A 20,580-nucleotide genomic window follows, 5' to 3' on the forward strand; every position below is an offset into this window, starting at 1 on the left:
GGAAGGGGGTTTTACACGCTCCCTTCTCCATCCTCCCTTTCTTCCCTTTTCTCCTTTTCTCCCTTCAACCTACCACCCCGGATTCTGCTTCAATGTCGGGGTGCGTTGCAACTCGTCCTGCATGATCGGGAAGAGGTAATGCCTTGGCGTTACAAATACGCGGCTTTCTACGAAATAGCGCTGCATCCTGTATTTTTTACCATCCACTTCAATTTTGCCATTCGGATCCTCGACGGGTTTCATACCGTTAATCATCCGTTGCGTTTTCGGATACGGCCAGTAGGCTTGCGAGCGCTGCTCGTTGGTCGCGCCTGCGCTTTGCCACGCCTGCTCACGCGCGAGCTCTTTTTGCGAACTTGCTTCCAGGTACAGCCTCGACGACCAGATGCGGTTGTTTTCGTAAAACAGCTCCACCCTTCTTTCGCGCTTAATGTATTCGTCCATCAATGCCTTGCTGGTTTGTGCTTCTGGCGGGATTGGGGCCATAAATGAGCGTTTTCTTACATCATTCAGCATTTGGTAAATCTCCGCATTAGGGCCTGCCGACTCATTCACTGCCTCCGCATATATGTAAATGAACTCCGGCAAACGCCACACCGGCGGGCCACTGATGGCAAAGCTCTTGTCACGGTTCCATGATTCGCGCAGGATTTTGCGGAGGAAATAACCCGTCGTGGAAGAGTTGGAAGCGCCGATTTTGTCCGCGCCGGTGGCCGTGTTGATCACCTTTCCTTTGAATGTAGAGCCGTGGTACACGATGTCGCGGTAAAAGCGGGGATCTCTTTTTACGCTTTCGTAGGGGTTACCGTCGTCATAGCCGTCGGTTTTGGCACGGGTGCCGTATATCGGATAACCAAATCCATTCGGTGCAATGTATTCATATTCATCCACCTGCTCCTGAACCGGCATCTGGCGCGAGCTTCCGCCCCAGCTCGGCGGGTAAATGTCGCCTTGCCAGTTGTTGTCCTTGTCGCGGGTAACGAAGAAAACGGCCTCGTTCTGGAATGCCTGCATATCGTGGTACAAATCCCAGAGCCGCGCCGGGACTTTGGAATTATTATTGTTATTGCCGGCATCGTCGCGGAAATCGGATGCGTCGTGGCCCTGGTAGAGACTGTAACGCTGGCGACCGTCGACTTTGAAATCAATTACCGCCTTCGCGGCCTCCCTGGCTTTCACCCAGCGATCCACGTTATAACTGTATTCCGAAGCAAACTGGCGCGTATCATTGGGAAATGCACCACCATTCCACATCGGCGTGGCGGCCATCCAGGAGATCATCGCTTTCAGGCCCAAGCAAGCACCTTTATCTACCCGGCCGAAATCCGCACCGCCCCAGCTACCTGGAACCCGCGCAAATGCGGAGTCACAGTCCTGTTTGATCTTCTCTGCAATAGCATGGAAAGACTCCTGTTTGAAATCCATCGGATCGGTGGGCTGGATCGTGCGGGTAACATACACCACCTCCCCATACATACGCGCGGCCAGGTAATGGAAGTAGGCGCGCATGAAGTAGGTTTCGCCCAAGCGCTTGTCCAGGTCGCCAGCTTGCAGCGGGTTATCGGGTGTATTGTATTTCCTCACACCTTCCAGGATCACATTGGCCTTGCGGATGCGGGCATACAAATCCCACCAGTATTGCCCGCGGCTGCTGCGATCGGGCATGGCGTTCGGGTTCCAGTCGCCGGTGTTGAACTTGTTGGTCAGGCTTCCTTCCGCCGTCGAACCCTCAGCCTCGTCGGTGACAGGTGCCGATGAAAAGTGCGAAAAAAAGACCAGCGGGCTGTTGGAACCTTTTGCATTATCGTACAGGTCGGTTACCAGCTGGTTCATTTTATTGTATCGGGTAAAAACCTGTTCGGCATCTACCTGGTCGTCCGGTTTGCGGTCGAGGAAATCCTGTTGGCAGCCCGACAGCACTACAAGACCGAATGCTATGCTCGTCAATATTTTTGTGGTATTCATAAAAGTCAGGTTAAATCAGAATGAAATGTCGACGCCAAAATTCACCACCTTCTGGATCGGGTACCAGTCGCCCGAGCCTTCCCGGGTTTCGGGATCCATATCCACATCTTTGAGCCCGTCCCACGTGAGCAGGTTCATGCCCTGCACGTAAATACGGAAGTTGTCGATCCCGATCTTTTTGATCGTCGTTTTGGGCAGATTGTAGCCTACCTCTACCGTTTTCAGACGGATGTATTTCGAATCATACAAAAACAAGCTGCTATTGTTATTCTTGTTATTGCTATGGTCGCCGAAATGCAATGCCGGATAAGTGGCCGTCGCAGCGGTTTCCGGCGTCCAGCGTTTGAGGTGCATGGGTTTCACTTTACCATATTTATCCTGGGCAAAAAGCGGGAAATCGTAAACTGCCGCGCCGGACAACTGTACCGACGCCCGAGACGCCCCCTGGAATAATGCGCTGAAATCGAAGTTTTTGAAACGACCTCCCACCGGCAAACCGAACATCAGCTCCGGGTTGCGCGGGTTACCCACGGCAGTCCGGTCGCCCAGGTCGTCGATCTTGCCGTCGTTGTTCAAATCCTTGTACACGACGTCCCCCGGCCGCAGCGTCCCAAATGACTGAAAGCCACTGCCGTTGTTCATCGCATTCAGCTGATTGGCCTCTTCCTGGTTCGCCACGAAACGATCGAAAAGGTAGTCGAAATGCTCGTCGATGCGCTTGCCGGTGTTAGCCCTTCCGGGTGAAGCATAAGGAATCTCATTCATGAAAATGATCTTATTGCGGGCAAAAGTCATATTCGGGCGAACGAAATACGTAAAGTTTTTACCAATACTGCCCGTCCAGCCGATCTCGAAATCGAAACCTTTGTTGTTCACAATCCCCGAGTTCAGGAACGGCGCGTCTTTGCCGACGATGTCAGGAAAGCCCAGTTTATTACCACCACCCATATTGGTGATAATATCGTAACGGTGTTCACGGAAGAGATCGAGGGTCAATGTGAGGCGTTTCAGAAAGGTCGCGTCGATACCGATATTGGTTTTGCGTGCTTTTTCCCAGGTCAGATTGGGGTTAGCAAGGTCACCTTCCGACAGGAAACCACCGGCACCCGAGCCAAAGTTGTCGGTACCGAAGTTGTAATCGCCATCGCGCCGACCGAAATATTGCAGGTAAATGAAGCGCTTATCGTCGGGGATCTTGTCGCTTCCCACCAAACCGAACGAGCCGCGGATTTTCAGGTTGTTCAGCCAGTTTTGGGTATTAGTCATGAACCGCTCTTTCGTAAGCACCCAGCCGGCTGCTACCGACGGAAAAAATCCATAACGCTTACCCTTTGCGAAGTTTTCCGAGCCATTGTAAGCTGCATTCACTTCCAGCAAATAGCGGTCGTCGTACCCGTACGTAGCGCGGGCCGTAACACCCTGATAGCTGAACGGCACCTGGTTGTTGATAACCCGTTTCGACCGGTTGAAAAGCACCATTCCCGTCACGTCATGCAACCCGAAATTGCGCATGTAGTCGAGCTTGGCCTGGAAATAGGCGCGGCTTTCATTGTTGTTATTGTTATACCCGTTCCCGATCGTCTGGTCGATATTGTATTTATTACCCGACTTGTACGCGCCGGTGTAATGCCCGGGCGTGCGATAGAAATCGCTTCCCACCGTCGGCACGAATGTGGCATAGCCCGGGTATTCGCGATAGCCTTCCGAATAGGTGCCCACCTTACGGTCGATCCAGCCGCCGTCGTTGGCATCGTAGGAAAACATTCCTTCAATGGCCAGGCCTTTTGTGATGAAATTCAGCTTATGCCCCAGCGAGAATGAACCATTGAGATAGGTGTTCTTCTCATTTAAAAAACCGGTGCGGCTTAGCTCTCCGAGGATGTTGAAGCGATAAATCTGGTCGCCATACAGCATTCCGAGCGGGTTATTGGCCTGAAAAACTTTGTTGGCAGGGTCGTCATTCGGTTCCACAATGATCGGCAGGTACGAAGGCTGCGTATTGGCCAGCTCCACAATGCGGGCGGCTGTCGTTCCCGGCGCATTGCGGTCCGTAATGCGGGCCCCTAGGTCGAGTTTAGCGTAAAAATTGTCCGTAATGTCAATATCAATGTTCGAACGGAAGTTGTAACGCTTGAAAACCGCCTGGGTATTGTTGGCTGTCAGATCGGTATGGCGGTAGTTTCCATCCTGCTGGAAGTAGTTGGCCAGGACGAAATACCTGGCCCTCAACGATCCACCGCTAATAGATAAACTGTAATCATGCTGCACACCCGGCTTGAATGCATAATCGAAGTAATTCCAATTGTAGCCCAGGCCGTCGGAATTATCCCCTTTTGCCTTGCGGAAATCGGCAATGGCCTGGTCCGAGAACAAGTTCAATGTCGCCGGGTCGGCATCGGGGTTATCATTTCTTCTTGCTTCATTGTAGAGCATCGCATAGTCCGCCGAACCGAGGTAGGTCGGGAATTTCACCGGTTTGTTGATCCCCACCGATGCTTTGAAGTTCACAGTCGCCTTATCCTGCACCTTTCCACGCCGGGTCGTGATCAGGATTACGCCATTCGCACCACGCACACCATAAGGCGCTGTGGCCGACGCATCTTTCAAAATCGTGAACGTCTCGATCTCCGAAGGTGCGAGGTAATCCATGCTCCGTTCGAGGCCGTCGATGATCACGATCGGCGCCTTGTTTCCGTAAGTTGCCGTACCGCGGATGAAAATATCGCTGCGGTCTACGCCCGGCTCGCCGCCACTGAACTGGTTTGCGAATAGCCCCGGCAGCCTCCCCGCCAATGCATTGGTAATGCTGGCCGTCGGGCTTTGCTTCAAATCTTCGGTAGTAATGGTCGCGATAGAACCGGTAATGGTCGCTTTGCGTTGCGAGCCGTACCCCACGATCACGATCTCCTCCAAACCGTTCAAATCTTCTTCAAGCTGAATGCTCAGCGTTGTTTGTGTACCAACTGTCTGTTCTTTTTTAAGATACCCAATAAAAGAAACTACCAGCACGTCACCCGCCTCGGCTTCTACCGTAAACTTCCCACTCGCATCCGCCGACGTTCCCTTATCAGTTCCTTTCACGATCACCGTCGCACCCGGCAACGGATTACCTTTCGCATCGGCGACGGTTCCGGTAATTTCCCGGATAACCGCCTCGGGCATCACCGGCACATTAATGTTCGGTACGGGGCCGGCCCCCTCGTGCTCTTCCTTTTTGTAGATCGCGATTTGCTTACCTATTACCTTATACGTTAGGTCTGTTCCTTTGAGCGCGGCATTCAGGATAGCCGGCACAGTTTCATTTTTCAAGTTCAGATTAATATTGAATTCCTGCCTTCCCGAAAAAAGATCATCCCTGTAAAATATGCGATAACTGGTTTGTTCCTGAATTTGCCTGAACAGTGTGCCCAGATTTCCGTTCCGGATTTTGACATCCATCCTGCTTTTCTGAGATCTCCTCCAAACCGTTCAAATCTTCTTCAAGCTGAATGCTCAGCGTTGTTTGTGTACCAACTGTCTGTTCTTTTTTAAGATACCCAATAAAAGAAACTACCAGCACGTCACCCGCCTCGGCTTCTACCGTAAACTTCCCACTCGCATCCGCCGACGTTCCCTTATCAGTTCCTTTCACGATCACCGTCGCACCCGGCAACGGATTACCTTTCGCATCGGCGACGGTTCCGGTAATTTCCCGGATAACCGCCTCGGGCATCACCGGCACATTAATGTTCGGTACGGGGCCGGCCCCCTCGTGCTCTTCCTTTTTGTAGATCGCGATTTGCTTACCTATTACCTTATACGTTAGGTCTGTTCCTTTGAGCGCGGCATTCAGGATAGCCGGCACAGTTTCATTTTTCAAGTTCAGATTAATATTGAATTCCTGCCTTCCCGAAAAAAGATCATCCCTGTAAAATATGCGATAACTGGTTTGTTCCTGAATTTGCCTGAACAGTGTGCCCAGATTTCCGTTCCGGATTTTGACATCCATCCTGCTTTTCTGAGAATACCCCGTTGCATGCACGCTCATCATCCCGATCCATAACAGTACAACTGTCAGTTTCATGATTCTCAGCAGTTTTGATGGGTGCAATTTTCCCAAAGGGCAATACCCTTTCTGGTCAAATTTTTTCATAAATTTGATTTGACTTTTGTTAATACAATGGTTTAAGGATCACTTGCTTGCCGGCAAGTGTGAAGATTCGGGAAACGTTGCCGCGTTTCCCGTTTTTTATGGTTTGATAGTGCTTTCCTCCAATACGTACCTCCTTTCGTTAGGTTGTTGTTTGTAATTGAGCCCGGTAGTCACCGAGACCGCTTCCAGTATATCGCGAATGTTTTCCTGCAAATCCAGCGTGCCGCCAAATCGCACACCCGCGAGTTTCGGTTGTTTTAGTATAATATCAACGCGGTAGTACCGCGACAGTTTTTTCAAAATCTCGGTCAACGGGGCGCTGTTCAACACAAGGTATCCGTCCTTCCACGACACATATTCCTGTACATCCACTTGCTCTGTCTGCAATGCAGCGCGTTGCTGGTCGTACACCGCCCGGGTCCCCGGCGTGATCTTCATCTTTTTTGAACCAAAAAACGATTGACTCTGGCCGGTCAGCTCCACGCTACCCTTTGTGAGCACAGTAGCTGTGTAATCATCATCGGCATAAGCACTTACGTCGAACTCCGTCCCTAGTACTCTCACCTCCATGTCGCGGGTGTACACATGAAACGGCACATCTTCCGAGTGCTTCACCGAGAAGTATGCCTGGCCTTCGAGATACACTTCACGGCGGCGGGTGTCGAATTGTGATGGATATACCAGCTTGGAGCCGGAGTTCAGCCAAATACGCGTACCATCCGCAAGCGTCAGCACCGACCGCTTGCCATAAGGCACGACTAACGTATTAAACTGCTGATCCCCGGCCATCTGCTGGTCTATTGTCGATGAAGAGTCAACCTGAATGAGCGCTCCATTGTCTTTGTATTCCACGCTCGAATTTTCTTTTCGCAAGCTAATCACACGTTTATCGCCGAGGATCAGCTGGGTTTCGTCGGGTCCGTTCGCGCCGCGGGCAGCGAACTCCTGCATCGTACGGGCAGTATCTTTGTAAAACACGAGGTAACCCACACCCGCGAGCAACAGCAGCGTCACCGAAGCCGCCGCGGCAATCCAGAATGTGTTGAATGATCTTTGTTTCCTCTGGGAGATAGTTTCGCCTACCTGGTTCCAGAGTGCATCCTTTTCGTCCGGTGAAAAGGTTTCGTTACGGAGGGTTTTAAACAGCAGCTTCGCCCGCTCTCCGGCCACTCTTTCCTCTTCGGTCAGGTGCTCCGGATCCGGTATCGGCTCCTGCTCATTGCGTTTTCTTTTCATGGAAGTGCGCTTGTTTAAACTACAAGAGCGCAGCAGGCCGCAGATATAGACTTCTCAGAGGATTTATTTTAACAAAAAATAGAAAATATTTTCTTAACAACACATTATCAACAAGATAGCCCCGAATTCAAGTTTACCGCGCAGCTGTTTGAGGGCCCGGTAAACGAAAGTGCGGCAGGTAGGGACGGAAATCTGCATAATGGCAGCGATTTCGTCGTAATCGAGATCCTGATGAAAACGCAGGTACAATATCTCCCGCTGGCGGTCGGGAAGCAGGTTGATCTCCGCCGCAAGGTGCTGCAGCGTTTCCCGCTCCTTTTCACTGATAATCATTTCGTCTTCAATACTGAAACTGAATGTGTTGATCGCCAGCGAATCTTCGGTATCCCAGCGGTCAAATCGCAGCATCGACGATTTCCGGCGCGCCAAATGCAGCTTCCTGCGCAGTGATTTGAGGAGATAGAATTTCACATTGGCATCCTGGGCCAGGTTTTTCCGGTAGCCGTGCAAATCAATGAACAGGTCATGAATGCAATCTTTTACCATGTCCCGGTCGGCACTATAACGCATACCGAATGCATTGAGCACGTCGGCGTACTCGTCATAAAGGTCGCTAAACGCATCGGGATCGCCGGAAATGAAGCGTAGCCAGGTGTCCTGATCCGGGTCTGAATGTGTCATAGCGCAAAGTTCAATGCTTATTTCCCCAAAACGGTTTAACCAAAGCGGCTTTTCCAAAGCGGCTTCTCCAAAGCGGCTTCTCCGAAGTGGGGACTAAATTTAATGAGTATCTATGAAAATTATCAAATATCTCCTGTTTCTTCCCCCTATTTTAATACCAGGCAATTTGGTGAGACCGGCTGCTTGCCAAGTGCGCAGATACTTTTTACTTTGCATCAAAAAAGCAATCAACATGGAACCAGCACTATTGAATGAAGTCCCGTCGCTCGATTTGGCCGATTTTACATCGGGGGATGCCCGGCGGAAGCAGCAGTTTGTCGAAGACCTGGGCGCGGCATTTACCAACATCGGTTTTGTAGCCATTAAAAATCACGGGTTAAGCGATGCGCTGCGCAATGATCTTTACGAAAGTGTAAAGCAGTTCTTTTCACAGCCGGACGACGTCAAGAAAAAGTACGAGTTCCCCGAATTGTTCGGACAGCGTGGTTATATCGGCAAAGGCAAAGAAACTGCAAAAGGTTTCAAAGTGGCCGATTTGAAAGAATTTTACCACGTAGGTCAGCCAGAGCCCATTGGCCAAATGCCTTCCAATGTCTTCCCCGACGAATTTCCCGATTTCAAGAAATACACGCTCGAAGTTTATCGCACTTTCGAAAATACCGGCAAAACATTGCTGCGTGCCATCGCCATTTACCTCGACCTCCCGGAAGATTATTTTGAGGGCAAAGTTAAAAACGGCGACAGCTTGCTCCGCGCATTGCACTACTTCCCTATTCCCAATCCAGAGCTGGTACCGGAAGGTGCTGTAAGGGCTGCTGCACACGGGGATATCAACCTCATTACCCTGCTGATGGGCGCCAGTGCGGAGGGCCTCGAAGTACTGCGCCGCGATGGTGAGTGGATCGCCATTACCGCATTACCCGACCAGATCGTCGTCAATGTAGGTGATATGCTCGACCGGCTGACGAACCATAAGCTCAAATCGACCATTCACCGTGTGGTAAACCCACCGCGCGAGAAAATGGGGACTTCGCGCTATTCCATCCCGTTTTTCATGCACCCGCGCGCCGACATGGACCTGACCAGCCTCGAAAGCTGCGTTACTGCCGAGCATCCGAAGCTGTATACCAACATGACTGCCGGCGAGTTTCTCGATGAACGCTTACGGGAGCTCGGTTTGAAAAAATAAAAGTACCTCAGCTTGTCCTACCCACCTATCCGTCGATTTCGTTACATCATTTACCTGATGGACATCCTCCTGCTGTCACTCACGGCATTCGGAGGACCGCAGGTACACCTCATGATGATGATCGAGCGGCTGGTACATAAGCGGCGGTATGTCACAGAAGAAGAGCTACTTGAATTACAGGCCCTTTGCTCGATATTACCCGGCCCAAGTTCTACGCAGACGGTCACGGCAATAGGCCTGAAAATAGGCGGGCAACCGCTCGCCTACCTGACGCTGCTCGTATGGTCACTGCCGGCGATGATCCTGATGACGCTCGCGGCAATCGGCATCCACTACCTCGAACGGAATGCGATTTCACTCGATTTTACACGGTTTGTGGGCCCCATGGCGGTCGCATTCCTGATGTACGGCGCCTCTTCCATTGCCCGGAAAGTGATCCACAACACCCAGGGCTGGACATTCCTCGTCATTTCGACGATCCTCGCGTACATGTACCCGTCTCCTTACATGACGCCCGTCCTCATTGTGTGCGGGGGTGTGGCGTCGTCGCTTAATTTCAAAAAGCACGAAAAGATGGAGAAAGCCGAGATCCGCATCAAATGGCGGCCTATTATTTTCTGGATCTCCGTGCTGATTACCGCGGCAATTATCGGTAAGATCACCAACTCATTGCCCGTCAGGCTTTTCGAGAACTTCTACCGCAACGGCAGCCTCGTTTTCGGCGGCGGGCAGGTCCTGATCCCCATTTTGTACAACGAATTTGTGGAGTTCAAGCATTACCTGACCGAGCAGGAGTTCCTCGCGGGAATGGCGCTCACGCAGGTCGTACCCGGGCCGGTATTCTCCATCGCCACGTTTGTCGGAAGTGTGTCACTCCAATCCAACGGCTGGTTTGGCCAGATTGTCGGCGGGTTTGTAGCAACAGCCGGTATCTTCCTGCCGGGCACTTTCTTCATCTTTTTTGCCTATCCTTTCTGGGACCAGCTGAAACGCTACCGCGGCATTCGCGCCTCGCTCGAAGGCATCCACGCTGCCAGCTGCGGCCTTACCATCGCCGCCGCTATTTCGCTCTTTCAACCGATGACGACCAGCATTCAGCCCGTGGCAACGGTGATCGCCACATTGCTGGTCGTCGCATTCGGAAAGGTGCCTTCCTATCTGATCATTTTGGCCGGGTTGTTGCTGGGGTTGGTGTTTTGAGGGGCGTTTTAGCCTGAGAACGGGAAAGGTTATGTATATTTACTTAGACTTCATTCAATAACTTGATATAGAATATGCTTTTGGAACTTAATGATCATGTAATCAAAAGTACCGGGCTCTCCGAGCAGGAGTTGAGGATCGAACTGGCGGTGCGGCTGTATGAAGATGGAAAAATTACGGTCGGCCAAGGCGGAACCATGACCGGACTGGGACATGTCAAGTTTCAGCAGGAGCTTGGAAAACGTAAAATTGCCTGGCACTACGATGTTGAAGATTTACACGCCGATCTAGAAACATTAAAAAAATTATCCGAAAAAGGAGCTTCAAAAAATGTGAATGAATTATAGTACCAGCATAAGTTTCCCAAACCCAATGACCAGACACCACCTAGCCCTAGTTACATTCCTTTTCCTCACAGCATTTACTGCAAAAGCCCAAATCAGTTCTCCACCGGGCTTTTTACAAAAGAACAATACGAACGCGTCCCGCCAATGGGTCGATTCCGTTTTTGCCACGCTCACACCCGATGAACGCATTGCACAGCTGATCATGGTTGCGGCGGTGTCGGATACCAAGCGGGCATTGATTGACCCGAAAACCAGTAATCCGGCGGCAGTAGAAAAGCTGATCCGCGAAAATAAGGTCGGTGGAATTGTGTTTTTCCAGGGCGGACCCGTGCCGCAAGCCCGGCTGACAAACTACTATCAGTCGATTTCAAAAGTACCATTGCTCGTGGCCATGGATGCGGAGTTCGGGCTGGCGATGCGGATCGATAGCACCGTTCGCTATCCCTATCAAATGACTTTGGGCGCCATCCAGGGCAATAATGAGCTGATTTACGAAATGGGCGCGCAGCTCGCTAAACAGGCCCGACGTCTTGGAATGCATATCAACTTCGCACCGGTGGCGGATGTCAACAATAATCCTAACAACCCGGTGATCAGCTTCCGGTCGTTTGGGGAAAACAAATACAAAGTCGCTGAAAAAGCCGTTGCATACATGCGCGGCATGCAAGACAATGGCTTGCTCACCAGCGCGAAACACTTCCCCGGACACGGAGACACCGGTACCGATTCGCATTATGATTTGCCTTTAATCTCACATTCCACCCAACGCATTGATTCACTGGAACTATACCCCTTCCGCGCGCTGATCGATAATGGATTGAGCGGCATGATGATCGCGCATTTGAGCATTCCGGCACTCGATAAGACACCTAACTTGCCTTCTACCTTATCCAAACCGATTGTAAGCAAGCTACTGCGCGATCAGCTCGGTTTCGAAGGACTGATTTACTCCGACGCCATGAATATGAAGGGCGTAACCAAGTATTTCCCGGATGGCAAGGCCGATGCCATGGGTCTGGAAGCGGGTATGGACCTTTTGGAATTCACCGAGGACGTGAACAAATCCATTGCCGAAATCAAAAAGAGTATTGCCGAAGGTAAAATCACGCAAGCGGAAATCGACTACCGTTGCCGCAAAGTGCTGGAAGCAAAGGCATGGGCTGGATTAGCGCATTACAAACCGGTGGACCTCAACAACCTGTACGAAGACCTGAACCCCAAAACCGCAGAACTTACCAACCGGCTGCTCACTGAGAAGGCCCTTACAATACTGAAAAACGACAATAGCATTCTGCCGCTGCGCGAGCTCGATACCCTCAAAATCGCTTCCATTTCTGTGGGAGCAGATACGGTCACTACTTTCCAGAACACCCTGGGCCTTTACACGACTGTCGACCATTTCTATATTCCTGCCAAAGCCACCGCGGAGCAAATCGAGGCCGTTCGCGCGAAGTTGAATGCTTATAACCTGTTGCTGGTGGGCGTGCATCTGGGCAGCATTTCTCCGCGCACGAGTTATGGCCTTACCGAACCTATGAGCGCGGTTTTACAAGAACTGATCGCTACCAAAAAAGCAGTAGTTTCCGTTTTCGGCAATCCATATGCTTTGAATAAAATGCCTAAAACCGACGATGCGAAGGCCCTGATCATCGCATACCAGCTTACACCATACACCCAGGATTTGTCGGCGCAACTGATTTTCGGAGCAATTCCGGCATTGGGTAAGCTACCGGTGACGGTGAATGCCCAATACCCTTACAATGCGGGCATCCAGACCCCGGCGCTGGGCAGACTGAAATACACCATCCCCGAAGAACTTGGGCTGGATTCGAAGGTGATTACTTTTAAAATAGACTCCATTGCCAACGCCGCGGTAACGCAGAAAGCAACACCCGGTTGCGTGGTGCAGCTGGCCAAGGATGGCAAAGTGTTCTTCCGCAAAGCCTACGGCAAGCATACCTACGAAGGCAACCATCCTGTAAAACTGACGGATTTGTACGACCTGGCTTCGGTTACCAAGATTACCGCCTCCACCCTCGCATTGATGAGCCTCTGGGACGCGAAAAAGTTTGATCTGGATGCGACGATGAAGGATTATCTTCCGGACTTCGAAGGCTCTAACAAGGCCGACCTTCAATGGCGCCGCGTGCTCACGCATAGTGCACGCCTGAAAGCATTTATCGTACTTTGGAAAGAAGCCCAAAAAGCGGATGGCAGCTGGAAAAAGAAGACGTTCAGCACCAAACAGTCCAAACGCTACCCTACCTCGGTGGTGGGTGACAGCTTATTTATTTTCAAGAATTACGACAAAACGATTTTCAAATCAATCCGCGATTCCCCTTTGAATGAAAAAGAGGGCTACGTGTATAGCGACCTTTCATTTATTCTTTATCCCCAAATCGTAAAGCGGTTGAGCGGGGAGAATTTTGAAGATTATATCAAAAACCATTACTACCACAAACTCGGCGCCAACACGCTTACTTTCAACCCGAAACGCTTTTATAAACTGGACGACATTGTGCCTACCGAGCGCGACACATTTTTCCGGATGACGCAGCTGCACGGTCAGGTGCACGACGAGGCTGCCGCCATGCTGGGCGGATTAAGCGGTCATGCAGGGCTTTTCGGTACTTCGAATGATGTGATGAAAGTTTGGCAGATGTATTTGCAAGACGGCTATTACGGCGGCCAGCAGTTGCTGAGTAAGGATGTATTGATCGAGTTCACACGGTATCAATATCCTGAGGAAGGAAGCCGTCGCGGTATCGGATTTGACAAGCCTACATTTAAATACACAGGTAATGCACCGAGATACGCGAGTCCGTCGAGCTTCGGACATACCGGTTACACGGGCATTATGACCTGGGCTGATCCTGCATGGGGGCTGAACTACGTATTTTTGTCGAATCGGGTGTACCCGACGCGTGAGAACAACAAGATCTCGACGCTGAACATCCGCACGTCGATCATGGATGTCGTCTACGAACAGCTCTTAAAAAAGTAACCCCGGTTACCTACACCGAACCCTGAACTTGCTACCTTTGCAACACTCACAAACCAGTTTGTCAACATGTATTATCGATTTGATAAAGAAAAAGCGTCCCGACGGCCCGGAATCACGCCGTTGAAGGAGGCTATCGATCAAATGCTCGACAGGTACAAGCTGCGTAGCCGTTTCGACCAATCCTATGTGGTCGCGCATTGGGACAAGATCATGGGTTCGGCGATTGCTACCCGTACCCAAAAAGTGTATATCAAAGACAACATCCTGTTCCTGCAAATCGAATCCGCACCGCTCCGTAACGAACTTTTCCGCGCAAAAGGCAAGATCATTGAGCTGATCAACCGGGAAATGGGGAGTTCGCTGGTGCAGGATGTGATTTTCGTCTGATTTCTTCCCAAGGAAAAAAGTTTGTAATTTCAATCTTCGATCATCATTGAAGGATATGACTACGCTGACCATTAAAACCGAAAAAGAGGAAGTGATTGCGGCTGTGAAAGCACTTTTGCGGGAATTCAAAGTGGCATTCGAAGAAAAGGAAGAAAAACCATACGACCCCGAATTCGTGGCCATGATCAAGGAAAGCGAGCAACAAATCAAGGAAGGCAAAACCGTTAAATACGAACCCGGTACTAACCTATGGGATCTGGTAGATACCAAATAATATTTACCGAACAAGCGATCACACACTTATCATTTTGGCATAAATCCGGCAACAAGGTCATCATCAAGAAAATAGAACAGCTTATCGAATCCATCGCCGACACACCGACAGAAGGAATCGGGAAACCTGAACTTTTGAAATATGAACTTGCCGGAAAGTATTCCAGAAGGATTAGTCATGAACATCGTGTTGTGTACCAAATCATTGGGAATACCGTATATATTCTTTCTCTGAAAGGCCACTACTAGTCTTTATCTTTGCCCCCCAAATCAAAAGCAACAGGAGACATCGCGTATTAATCTGAATGAATCCAATCCAATTTCCTGCATTTCTGAAACCTGGCGACCGCGTCGGGGTTTTGGCTCCGGCCAGCATTGTGAAGTATGATGATGTTATTCCCGGCATCAGGTTGTTTACCGAGCAATGGAGGCTTGAAGTAGTTGAAGGGAAAACGCTGAGGACATCATTTAACCAGTTTTCGGCTTCCGACGAAGACCGACTGGCCGATATGCAGCATATGCTCGACGATCCCTCCATCAAAGCGATTATCGCTGCCCGCGGCGGCTACGGATGTTCACGGATCGTGGATGACCTCCGTTTTGATAAATTCGTCCAAAACCCGAAATGGATCGTCGGTTTCAGCGACCTGACGGCCTTTCTTGCCCGGACCTTCCAATTAGGCTACGCCAGTATTCACGCGCCGATGGCCAAAACCATTACTTGTGCTGGCGCAGAAATAGCGGCTGAATCGCTGCGGCAGATGCTTTTCGGCGAATTGCCCGGTTATGAAGTACCTGCTCACCGCTTAAACCGTGCGGGACAAGCGACTGCGCAAGTCGTGGGCGGAAATCTTTGTCTGCTTGCACATATGATCGGGTCGGAGACGGAGACTAATACTGACGGCAAGATCCTTTTTATCGAGGATATCAATGAATACCTCTATAATCTGGACCGAATGATGATCCAGCTGAAACGGTCAGGGAAGCTCGCCAAACTGGCCGGATTGGTGGTGGGCCAGTTTACAGATATGAAGGATAACAACAGCCCTACATTCGGCAAGGATTCATACGAAATTATCGCGGAGCACGTGACTGAGTACGATTACCCGGTCTGCTACGATTTCCCCGTAGGCCATGTGGGGGACAATCGTGCCATGGGTGTGGGCATGGGGGCCACATTCAAAGTATCGGAGCAGGCCGTGGAGCTCCGCTTTCTATCAAATTCCACCGCGGTTTAGCTTAGAGATATGACAAATTTCAAAGACAAGATTGTCTGGATAACAGGAGCGTCGTCGGGCATCGGCGAGGCTTTGACGATGGCTTTTGCCAAAGAAGGCGCAAAACTGGTGCTTACCGCCCGTCGTCGCGAGGAGTTGGAAAGAGTGAAGCAGCAAACCGCATTGCCCGATGCGGATGTGCTGGTGCTGCCTTTGGATGTTACGCAATTTGAACAGGCCAGGCCCGCCGCCGAACAGGTAATCGCCCGTTTCGGACAGATTGACGTGATGGTGCATAATGCGGGCGTCAGCCAACGTTCTTACATCAACGACACCGACCTGGAAGTTTATCAGAGCCTGATGAATGTTAATTTTTTCAGCACGGTAGCACTCACAAAAGCCGTCCTACCGCATATGATCGCGCGGCAATCGGGCCATTTTATTGTCATGAGCAGTGTCGCCGGGAAAATCGGTACCATCATGCGCTCGGGCTACAATGCAGCGAAACATGCGTTGCAGGGCTTTTACGACTCATTACGCGCCGAGGGTTATCAGCATAATATCAAAGTTACGACCATCTGCCCAGGCTACATCCGCACGAATATCTCTTTGAATGCATTGGATGCATCCGGCGATAAATTCGGCAAAATGGATAGCAACCAGGCACAGGGTATCCCGGCGGATGTTTGTGCCGAAAAGATCCTCGACGCAGTCAGAAAGGATAAAAAGGAGATTTACATTGGTGGATTTAAAGAAGTAGCCGCTATTTACCTCAAAAGGTTCTTCCCGAACCTGCTGTTTGATCAGGTCAGGAAGAACATTCCGGAGTAACGGCTATTTGGCTTTCGCTTTTTCGAGATAATCGGTAGCCAAGCGGGCTATCGAGCGTACCCCTAGCACCAGGCTGCCTTCATCTACATAGAAATCGGGCGTGTGATGCGGTGCGGCTTCGGCAACGCTTTTACCCTTTGGCATACCTCCCAGGAAGAAGAAAAAACCGGGGACTTTCTGCTGGTAAAAGGCAAAGTCTTCAGCCCCGGTTTTGACCGGAATCACATTTACATTCTCTTTCCCGGCTACATTTTCCAGCGTACCGATCATTTTAGCCGTCAGCGCCTCATCATTATGCGTGACAGGGTACATTATATCGATATCGACCGTTGCGGTAGCACCCGCACTTTCCGCGATGTTGGTTGAAATGTCATTCAGGCGCTTATGCACGTACGAATGCATATTCTCATCAAAAGTGCGGATGGTACCGATCATTTTCACCGACTCGGGAATGATATTCTGCCGCACGCCGCCGTGGATTGCGCCAATGGTCACGACCGCGGGTGCGTGTGTGAGGTCCAGGTTACGGCTGACGATCGTCTGCAATGCAGTCACAATCTGCGAAGAAGTCACTATCGGATCGACTCCCGACCACGGGTAAGCACCGTGCGTTTGTTTTCCTTTTACATCAATACTAAAAAAATCCACGGCAGCCATTGTCGCCCCGGGACGGTAGGAAATCTTCCCTACTTCGATCTGCGAGTCGATATGCAGGCCAAAAATCGCATCCACTTTCGGATTTTCGAGGACCCCTTCCTTCACCATCAGTTCTGCACCGCCCTCCTCGCCTTCCGGAGCCCCCTCTTCGGCAGGTTGGAATATAAATTTAATGGTACCGGGAAGCTCATTTTTCATCGATGCCAACACATCGGCTACACCCATGAGTATCGCAATGTGCGTGTCATGCCCACATGCGTGCATGACGCCCGTAGTCTGCCCTTTGTATTCCGTCGTTACTTTCGATTTGAAGGGGAGATCCACCCGTTCAGCCACCGGCAGGCCGTCCATATCGGCCCGCAAAGCCACCACAGGCCCCGGCTTACCGCCTTTCAGTATCCCTACCACCCCGGTATGTGCAACGCCGGTTTGCACTTCGATGCCCAGCTGTTTCAAATGGCTTGCAACCTTCTCTGCTGTTTTGAATTCCCGGTTACCCAGTTCAGGATTCTGGTGAAAATGACGACGCCATTCTACCAGTTTCTTTTCCAGTGCCGGCGCTTTCTGATCGATCGATTTAGCTAATGCCGACTGAGCCGATACCGACTGTGCGGTAATGGCGGCGATTAGTGCCGCGGCCGATATCCGACCTATTTTGTTTAAAATTTTGCCCGTAAAAGGAGTTGTCATAGGAATGTGTTAAAGAATCAGGTTTTTCAAGATCGGAAAGAAATTCTTCCGTTCCAAAACAAAAAGGCCTTACCCATAATGGATAAGGCCTTGTGTTGGCAAGTGTTTGTAATCAATGCTCGTCTTCGAGGAAACCTGTGCGACGGTAGCCGGCATATATCCACTCCGTTTTAGGGTCATTCTCAAAAGTAAACTTCACGTAAATGGAATCTGTTTTGTTTCCACCCGTCGAAGTTGCAGCACCTTTGAGAATTTTGCCTTCAATGATCGAAATGGCAGCCTTTCCGGCTTCCATGTTTGGCAATTTATCCGCCTTGTCAAAAGTCATCGCTGGCAAATTTACTTTGGCAACAACAGCCACTGGATCTGCGTCAGGCGTGAGCAACTCATGATCGTTGATGATCAGGTCGGTTTCGTTGTTGGCCGCGGTATTCGAAGTGGTAATAAGGAAGCGTCCGCCACCTCCTATGTCCTCTCCGTTGGCAAAAACGCCTATATACCATTCACCACACATGGCCTGTAATTTGGTCCCTTCAATGGTCGGTTCGCTGCCCAGATCACAGGACAAAAGGCCGAACACCAATAATATCAGAGAATACTTTATATATTTCATAAACGTCAATTTTATTGTTTCACAAAAGTACGAAGCGCAGTACCGTAGCCTGGATTGATCACCACCCAGCTGTAAGATACACCTTCTTTGATCGATGCGTCGGTGCATTCGAATGCATTACCCAAAGTGAGCTGGTAAGGAACACCTATTTTGCCTTTATCGAAATAATAGAACAAAACAGCATCTCCCGGAGCCGGCACTGAAACACCTCCGACGTTATCCGCTCTGTACAGGTTTCCGCTCACCTTGGTCACTTTTGAAATGCCTTGGTTACCAGCGTTCCGCTTGTAGCTTCCCGTAATATCGGTAGTTGCCGCAGCAGAGATCACACCTATGTAGCGGTACTCGGTCGACGAGTAACCATCCTTATTCACGGCATCGTAAGTGAGCACGTAAACACCTGGCGTTTTTGTATCTACTGTGCCGCTCACCTTCACCTGAATCTCCGTATCTCCTTCCTTAGCTGTTGCGCCAGGGTCTGTAAAAGTGCCTCCCACCGCTACCTGATTCCATTGCTCACCTTTCAAAGTGATCACCGGATAATAGGTAATGCTTGAGATACCTTCTGTCACCTTATCCTCTTCGCACGAAAATGCTGCAAACAAGGTCAGGGCTATCATTATCAGTTTTATTCCTCTTTTCATAGTTTCTGTTATCAATGACCTGTGTTTACTTCATCCACCAAACTTTGGCCGTAACCGGTACAGCAGCCGGTGCATTAATGTTCCCGTCACGCGAAGCGGAAGTGTAAGGGAGTCGTTTAGGTAACTCGTTTCCGATTACAGATTCCTCCGATACCGTCCACTGGCCCGGCACGTAACTAGTAGCCGTTGACCGTACAGGAGATTTCTCAGGATAGCCGGTGCGCGCCTGATCCAGGTAAGACTCGTATCCCTGACGGAACATCGCTACCCATTTCTGGTACATAATCACTTTCAGCTTTGCCTCCATAGTACCGGTTGAGGGATATTCGTAAACACCACCTTTGGCGATCTTCTTGGCGTCAAATGCAACGTTGAATTTTGCGTAGGCCGCAGGAACTGCCTTTTCGTAAAACTCCTTCGCTTTCGCGTCATTGCCAATGCGGAGGTATGCTTCCGATAAAAGGAAGTATACTTCGTCGATACTGAAAAAGTAGAATGGATCAGTAGCGGTCATTCTTGCTACGCTAGGGGTTCCGGGTGCAATGGTGGTGTTGTTGAAATCGCCTTGTTCCAAACCGCTCTGTCCGGTAGGACCCGGTGTAAAGTAAGCGGCAAGACGCGCATCGTCATTGTTGGCCTGCAAATAGGTCATCAACGTGCGGCTCAGGCGCAGGTTAGTTCCCGTGTTCAGCTGGCGGACGTTGGTTTCATACAGTGGATTACTGCGGTTCGGCTCATCCACAAATTTGGTCAATGCAGCATGGTCTTCCAGGAAAGGCGTATTCGCGTCCAGCATGGCCTTGATTGCCGCAATCGCCTGAGCCGAGTTAGAACTTGCTGTTTGGCGCAGGTACAATTTCAGTTTCAGCGTGTTCACAAAGCGTTTCCAGTGATCGATCTGGTTATCGGCACTCATGCCGCCGAAAATCAGGTCGGAAGCTACCGCAGTAGATTTGCCGTTGTTGAAGTCGAGCGCGAGAGCGGCGTCGAGTCTTTTCAGCAACTCCGCATATACCGCAGGGCCGTCGTCATATTTGGGCGCCTTAATGGTTTCCACCTGTAAAGCTTCCGTCAAAGGAATCTTGTCAAAAAAGTCAGCCAGCATCTGGTAACCGAAGGATTGTACGGCTATTGCCTGCAATACCATATTGTTGTTACCCGAAGCGGTGGCTTTGATTTTAACATCCTCGAGGTCATTCAACCCACCCGCATAAAACTCCGTCCACATGTTGTTGTAGTCAGACGGATTAAGGTCGTAAGAGTCGATATTGCGGTACTGGGAACTTGCATTGGACTGAGTCCAGTGCTGCGACCAAAGTCCGCCGATAATGGCCATATCACTTCCGACAGAAGCTACGATCGACGCCTGTGCAGCCGGCAACACAAACTCCGGCGCCACATTGGTCGGGTTGTTCGGGTCTTCGTTTACATCGAGCCAATCGTTGCAAGAGCCTAGTGAAAGTGCTGCAAGCAGCAAAACACTATTTTTTATAATACCTTTCATTTGAAGCCTA

At 50.4% G+C, this 20,580-nt stretch carries 18 protein-coding genes; 9 read left to right on the forward strand and 9 right to left on the reverse strand.

The annotated features are described in order from the left end of the window. Positions 1-69: 69 nt before the first annotated feature. The 5 genes from J2Y43_RS22500 to J2Y43_RS22520 form a co-directional block, all read right to left on the reverse strand. On the reverse strand, positions 70-1,965 hold the full coding sequence (locus J2Y43_RS22500; RefSeq protein WP_309987077.1) for a RagB/SusD family nutrient uptake outer membrane protein: 1,896 nt from the start codon (positions 1,963-1,965) through the stop codon (positions 70-72). 15 nt (positions 1,966-1,980) lie between these two features. Further along, positions 1,981-5,403: a TonB-dependent receptor gene (locus J2Y43_RS22505; RefSeq protein WP_309987074.1), complete on the reverse strand. Its 3,423-nt coding sequence runs from the start codon at positions 5,401-5,403 to the stop codon at positions 1,981-1,983. Then, the gene (locus J2Y43_RS22510) at positions 5,315-6,028 is read right to left on the reverse strand and encodes a carboxypeptidase-like regulatory domain-containing protein (protein WP_309987069.1); all 714 of its coding nucleotides are present in this window, start codon (positions 6,026-6,028) and stop codon (positions 5,315-5,317) included. The genes J2Y43_RS22505 and J2Y43_RS22510 overlap by 89 nt, the downstream gene beginning before the upstream one ends. A 165-nt stretch (positions 6,029-6,193) precedes the next feature. Further along, positions 6,194-7,333, reverse strand: coding sequence for a FecR domain-containing protein (locus J2Y43_RS22515; RefSeq protein ID WP_309987066.1), 1,140 nt, complete (start codon positions 7,331-7,333; stop codon positions 6,194-6,196). A gap of 93 nt (positions 7,334-7,426) precedes the next feature. Further along, positions 7,427-8,014 carry a sigma-70 family RNA polymerase sigma factor gene (locus tag J2Y43_RS22520; protein WP_309987063.1) on the reverse strand — a complete coding sequence of 196 codons (588 nt, stop codon included), beginning with the start codon at positions 8,012-8,014 and terminating at the stop codon, positions 7,427-7,429. Positions 8,015-8,246: 232 nt separating this feature from the next. On the opposite strand from J2Y43_RS22520, the gene J2Y43_RS22525 reads away from it, so the two are divergent. The 9 genes from J2Y43_RS22525 to J2Y43_RS22565 all read left to right on the forward strand — a co-directional run bounded on the left by J2Y43_RS22525 (position 8,247) and on the right by J2Y43_RS22565 (position 16,462). Then, positions 8,247-9,203 (forward strand): 2-oxoglutarate and iron-dependent oxygenase domain-containing protein, encoded by a 957-nt coding sequence (locus tag J2Y43_RS22525; RefSeq protein ID WP_309987060.1) that lies wholly within the window; start codon positions 8,247-8,249, stop codon positions 9,201-9,203. 57 nt (positions 9,204-9,260) lie between these two features. Continuing rightward, positions 9,261-10,403: a chromate efflux transporter gene (gene chrA, locus J2Y43_RS22530; protein WP_223403709.1), complete on the forward strand. Its 1,143-nt coding sequence runs from the start codon at positions 9,261-9,263 to the stop codon at positions 10,401-10,403. Positions 10,404-10,477: 74 nt separating this feature from the next. After that, positions 10,478-10,750: a UPF0175 family protein gene (locus J2Y43_RS22535; RefSeq protein ID WP_309987056.1), complete on the forward strand. Its 273-nt coding sequence runs from the start codon at positions 10,478-10,480 to the stop codon at positions 10,748-10,750. 25 nt (positions 10,751-10,775) lie between these two features. Beyond that, positions 10,776-13,754 (forward strand): glycoside hydrolase family 3 N-terminal domain-containing protein, encoded by a 2,979-nt coding sequence (locus tag J2Y43_RS22540; protein WP_309987053.1) that lies wholly within the window; start codon positions 10,776-10,778, stop codon positions 13,752-13,754. A gap of 66 nt (positions 13,755-13,820) precedes the next feature. Then, a complete protein-coding gene (locus J2Y43_RS22545) occupies positions 13,821-14,141 on the forward strand; it encodes a DUF721 domain-containing protein (RefSeq protein WP_223403715.1) in 321 nt (106 codons plus the stop codon). 55 nt (positions 14,142-14,196) lie between these two features. Beyond that, a complete protein-coding gene (locus tag J2Y43_RS22550) occupies positions 14,197-14,415 on the forward strand; it encodes a DUF2683 family protein (RefSeq protein ID WP_309987048.1) in 219 nt (72 codons plus the stop codon). Beyond that, on the forward strand, positions 14,391-14,663 hold the full coding sequence (locus J2Y43_RS22555; RefSeq protein WP_309987045.1) for a Txe/YoeB family addiction module toxin: 273 nt from the start codon (positions 14,391-14,393) through the stop codon (positions 14,661-14,663). Before J2Y43_RS22550 ends, J2Y43_RS22555 begins: the two co-directional genes overlap by 25 nt. A 56-nt stretch (positions 14,664-14,719) precedes the next feature. Then, the gene (locus J2Y43_RS22560; protein ID WP_309987042.1) at positions 14,720-15,652 is read left to right on the forward strand and encodes an LD-carboxypeptidase; all 933 of its coding nucleotides are present in this window, start codon (positions 14,720-14,722) and stop codon (positions 15,650-15,652) included. 9 nt (positions 15,653-15,661) lie between these two features. Beyond that, complete coding sequence (locus J2Y43_RS22565; protein ID WP_309987040.1) at positions 15,662-16,462, forward strand: SDR family oxidoreductase; 801 nt, start codon at positions 15,662-15,664, stop codon at positions 16,460-16,462. 3 nt (positions 16,463-16,465) lie between these two features. Here J2Y43_RS22565 and J2Y43_RS22570 read toward each other — a convergent pair whose 3' ends face one another. The 4 genes from J2Y43_RS22570 to J2Y43_RS22585 form a co-directional block, all read right to left on the reverse strand. Next, positions 16,466-17,809 carry an amidohydrolase gene (locus J2Y43_RS22570; RefSeq protein WP_309987037.1) on the reverse strand — a complete coding sequence of 448 codons (1,344 nt, stop codon included), beginning with the start codon at positions 17,807-17,809 and terminating at the stop codon, positions 16,466-16,468. Positions 17,810-17,921: 112 nt separating this feature from the next. Further along, complete coding sequence (locus tag J2Y43_RS22575; protein ID WP_309987035.1) at positions 17,922-18,422, reverse strand: lipid-binding protein; 501 nt, start codon at positions 18,420-18,422, stop codon at positions 17,922-17,924. Between the two features lie 11 nt (positions 18,423-18,433). Continuing rightward, positions 18,434-19,042 carry a DUF5011 domain-containing protein gene (locus J2Y43_RS22580; RefSeq protein ID WP_309987031.1) on the reverse strand — a complete coding sequence of 203 codons (609 nt, stop codon included), beginning with the start codon at positions 19,040-19,042 and terminating at the stop codon, positions 18,434-18,436. 49 nt (positions 19,043-19,091) lie between these two features. After that, the gene (locus tag J2Y43_RS22585; protein WP_309987026.1) at positions 19,092-20,570 is read right to left on the reverse strand and encodes a SusD/RagB family nutrient-binding outer membrane lipoprotein; all 1,479 of its coding nucleotides are present in this window, start codon (positions 20,568-20,570) and stop codon (positions 19,092-19,094) included. Between the last annotated feature and the right edge of the window lie 10 nt (positions 20,571-20,580).

Source organism: Dyadobacter sp. BE31, assembly GCF_031457695.1.
In the GTDB taxonomy this organism is placed as follows: domain Bacteria; phylum Bacteroidota; class Bacteroidia; order Cytophagales; family Spirosomataceae; genus Dyadobacter.

Coding starts and splice junctions, on each gene's coding strand:
- J2Y43_RS22570 (WP_309987037.1), bottom strand. CDS start 17,809: ATGACAACTCCTTTTACGGGCAAAATTTTAAACAAAATAGGTCGGATA.
- J2Y43_RS22545 (WP_223403715.1), top strand. CDS start 13,821: ATGTATTATCGATTTGATAAAGAAAAAGCGTCCCGACGGCCCGGAATC.
- J2Y43_RS22525 (WP_309987060.1), top strand. CDS start 8,247: ATGGAACCAGCACTATTGAATGAAGTCCCGTCGCTCGATTTGGCCGAT.
- J2Y43_RS22565 (WP_309987040.1), top strand. CDS start 15,662: ATGACAAATTTCAAAGACAAGATTGTCTGGATAACAGGAGCGTCGTCG.
- J2Y43_RS22580 (WP_309987031.1), bottom strand. CDS start 19,042: ATGATAGCCCTGACCTTGTTTGCAGCATTTTCGTGCGAAGAGGATAAG.
- J2Y43_RS22585 (WP_309987026.1), bottom strand. CDS start 20,570: ATGAAAGGTATTATAAAAAATAGTGTTTTGCTGCTTGCAGCACTTTCA.
- J2Y43_RS22505 (WP_309987074.1), bottom strand. CDS start 5,403: ATGGATGTCAAAATCCGGAACGGAAATCTGGGCACACTGTTCAGGCAA.
- J2Y43_RS22535 (WP_309987056.1), top strand. CDS start 10,478: ATGCTTTTGGAACTTAATGATCATGTAATCAAAAGTACCGGGCTCTCC.
- J2Y43_RS22575 (WP_309987035.1), bottom strand. CDS start 18,422: ATGAAATATATAAAGTATTCTCTGATATTATTGGTGTTCGGCCTTTTG.
- J2Y43_RS22510 (WP_309987069.1), bottom strand. CDS start 6,028: ATGAAACTGACAGTTGTACTGTTATGGATCGGGATGATGAGCGTGCAT.
- J2Y43_RS22555 (WP_309987045.1), top strand. CDS start 14,391: ATGGGATCTGGTAGATACCAAATAATATTTACCGAACAAGCGATCACA.
- J2Y43_RS22550 (WP_309987048.1), top strand. CDS start 14,197: ATGACTACGCTGACCATTAAAACCGAAAAAGAGGAAGTGATTGCGGCT.
- J2Y43_RS22515 (WP_309987066.1), bottom strand. CDS start 7,333: ATGAAAAGAAAACGCAATGAGCAGGAGCCGATACCGGATCCGGAGCAC.
- J2Y43_RS22560 (WP_309987042.1), top strand. CDS start 14,720: ATGAATCCAATCCAATTTCCTGCATTTCTGAAACCTGGCGACCGCGTC.
- chrA (WP_223403709.1), top strand. CDS start 9,261: ATGGACATCCTCCTGCTGTCACTCACGGCATTCGGAGGACCGCAGGTA.
- J2Y43_RS22540 (WP_309987053.1), top strand. CDS start 10,776: ATGACCAGACACCACCTAGCCCTAGTTACATTCCTTTTCCTCACAGCA.
- J2Y43_RS22520 (WP_309987063.1), bottom strand. CDS start 8,014: ATGACACATTCAGACCCGGATCAGGACACCTGGCTACGCTTCATTTCC.
- J2Y43_RS22500 (WP_309987077.1), bottom strand. CDS start 1,965: ATGAATACCACAAAAATATTGACGAGCATAGCATTCGGTCTTGTAGTG.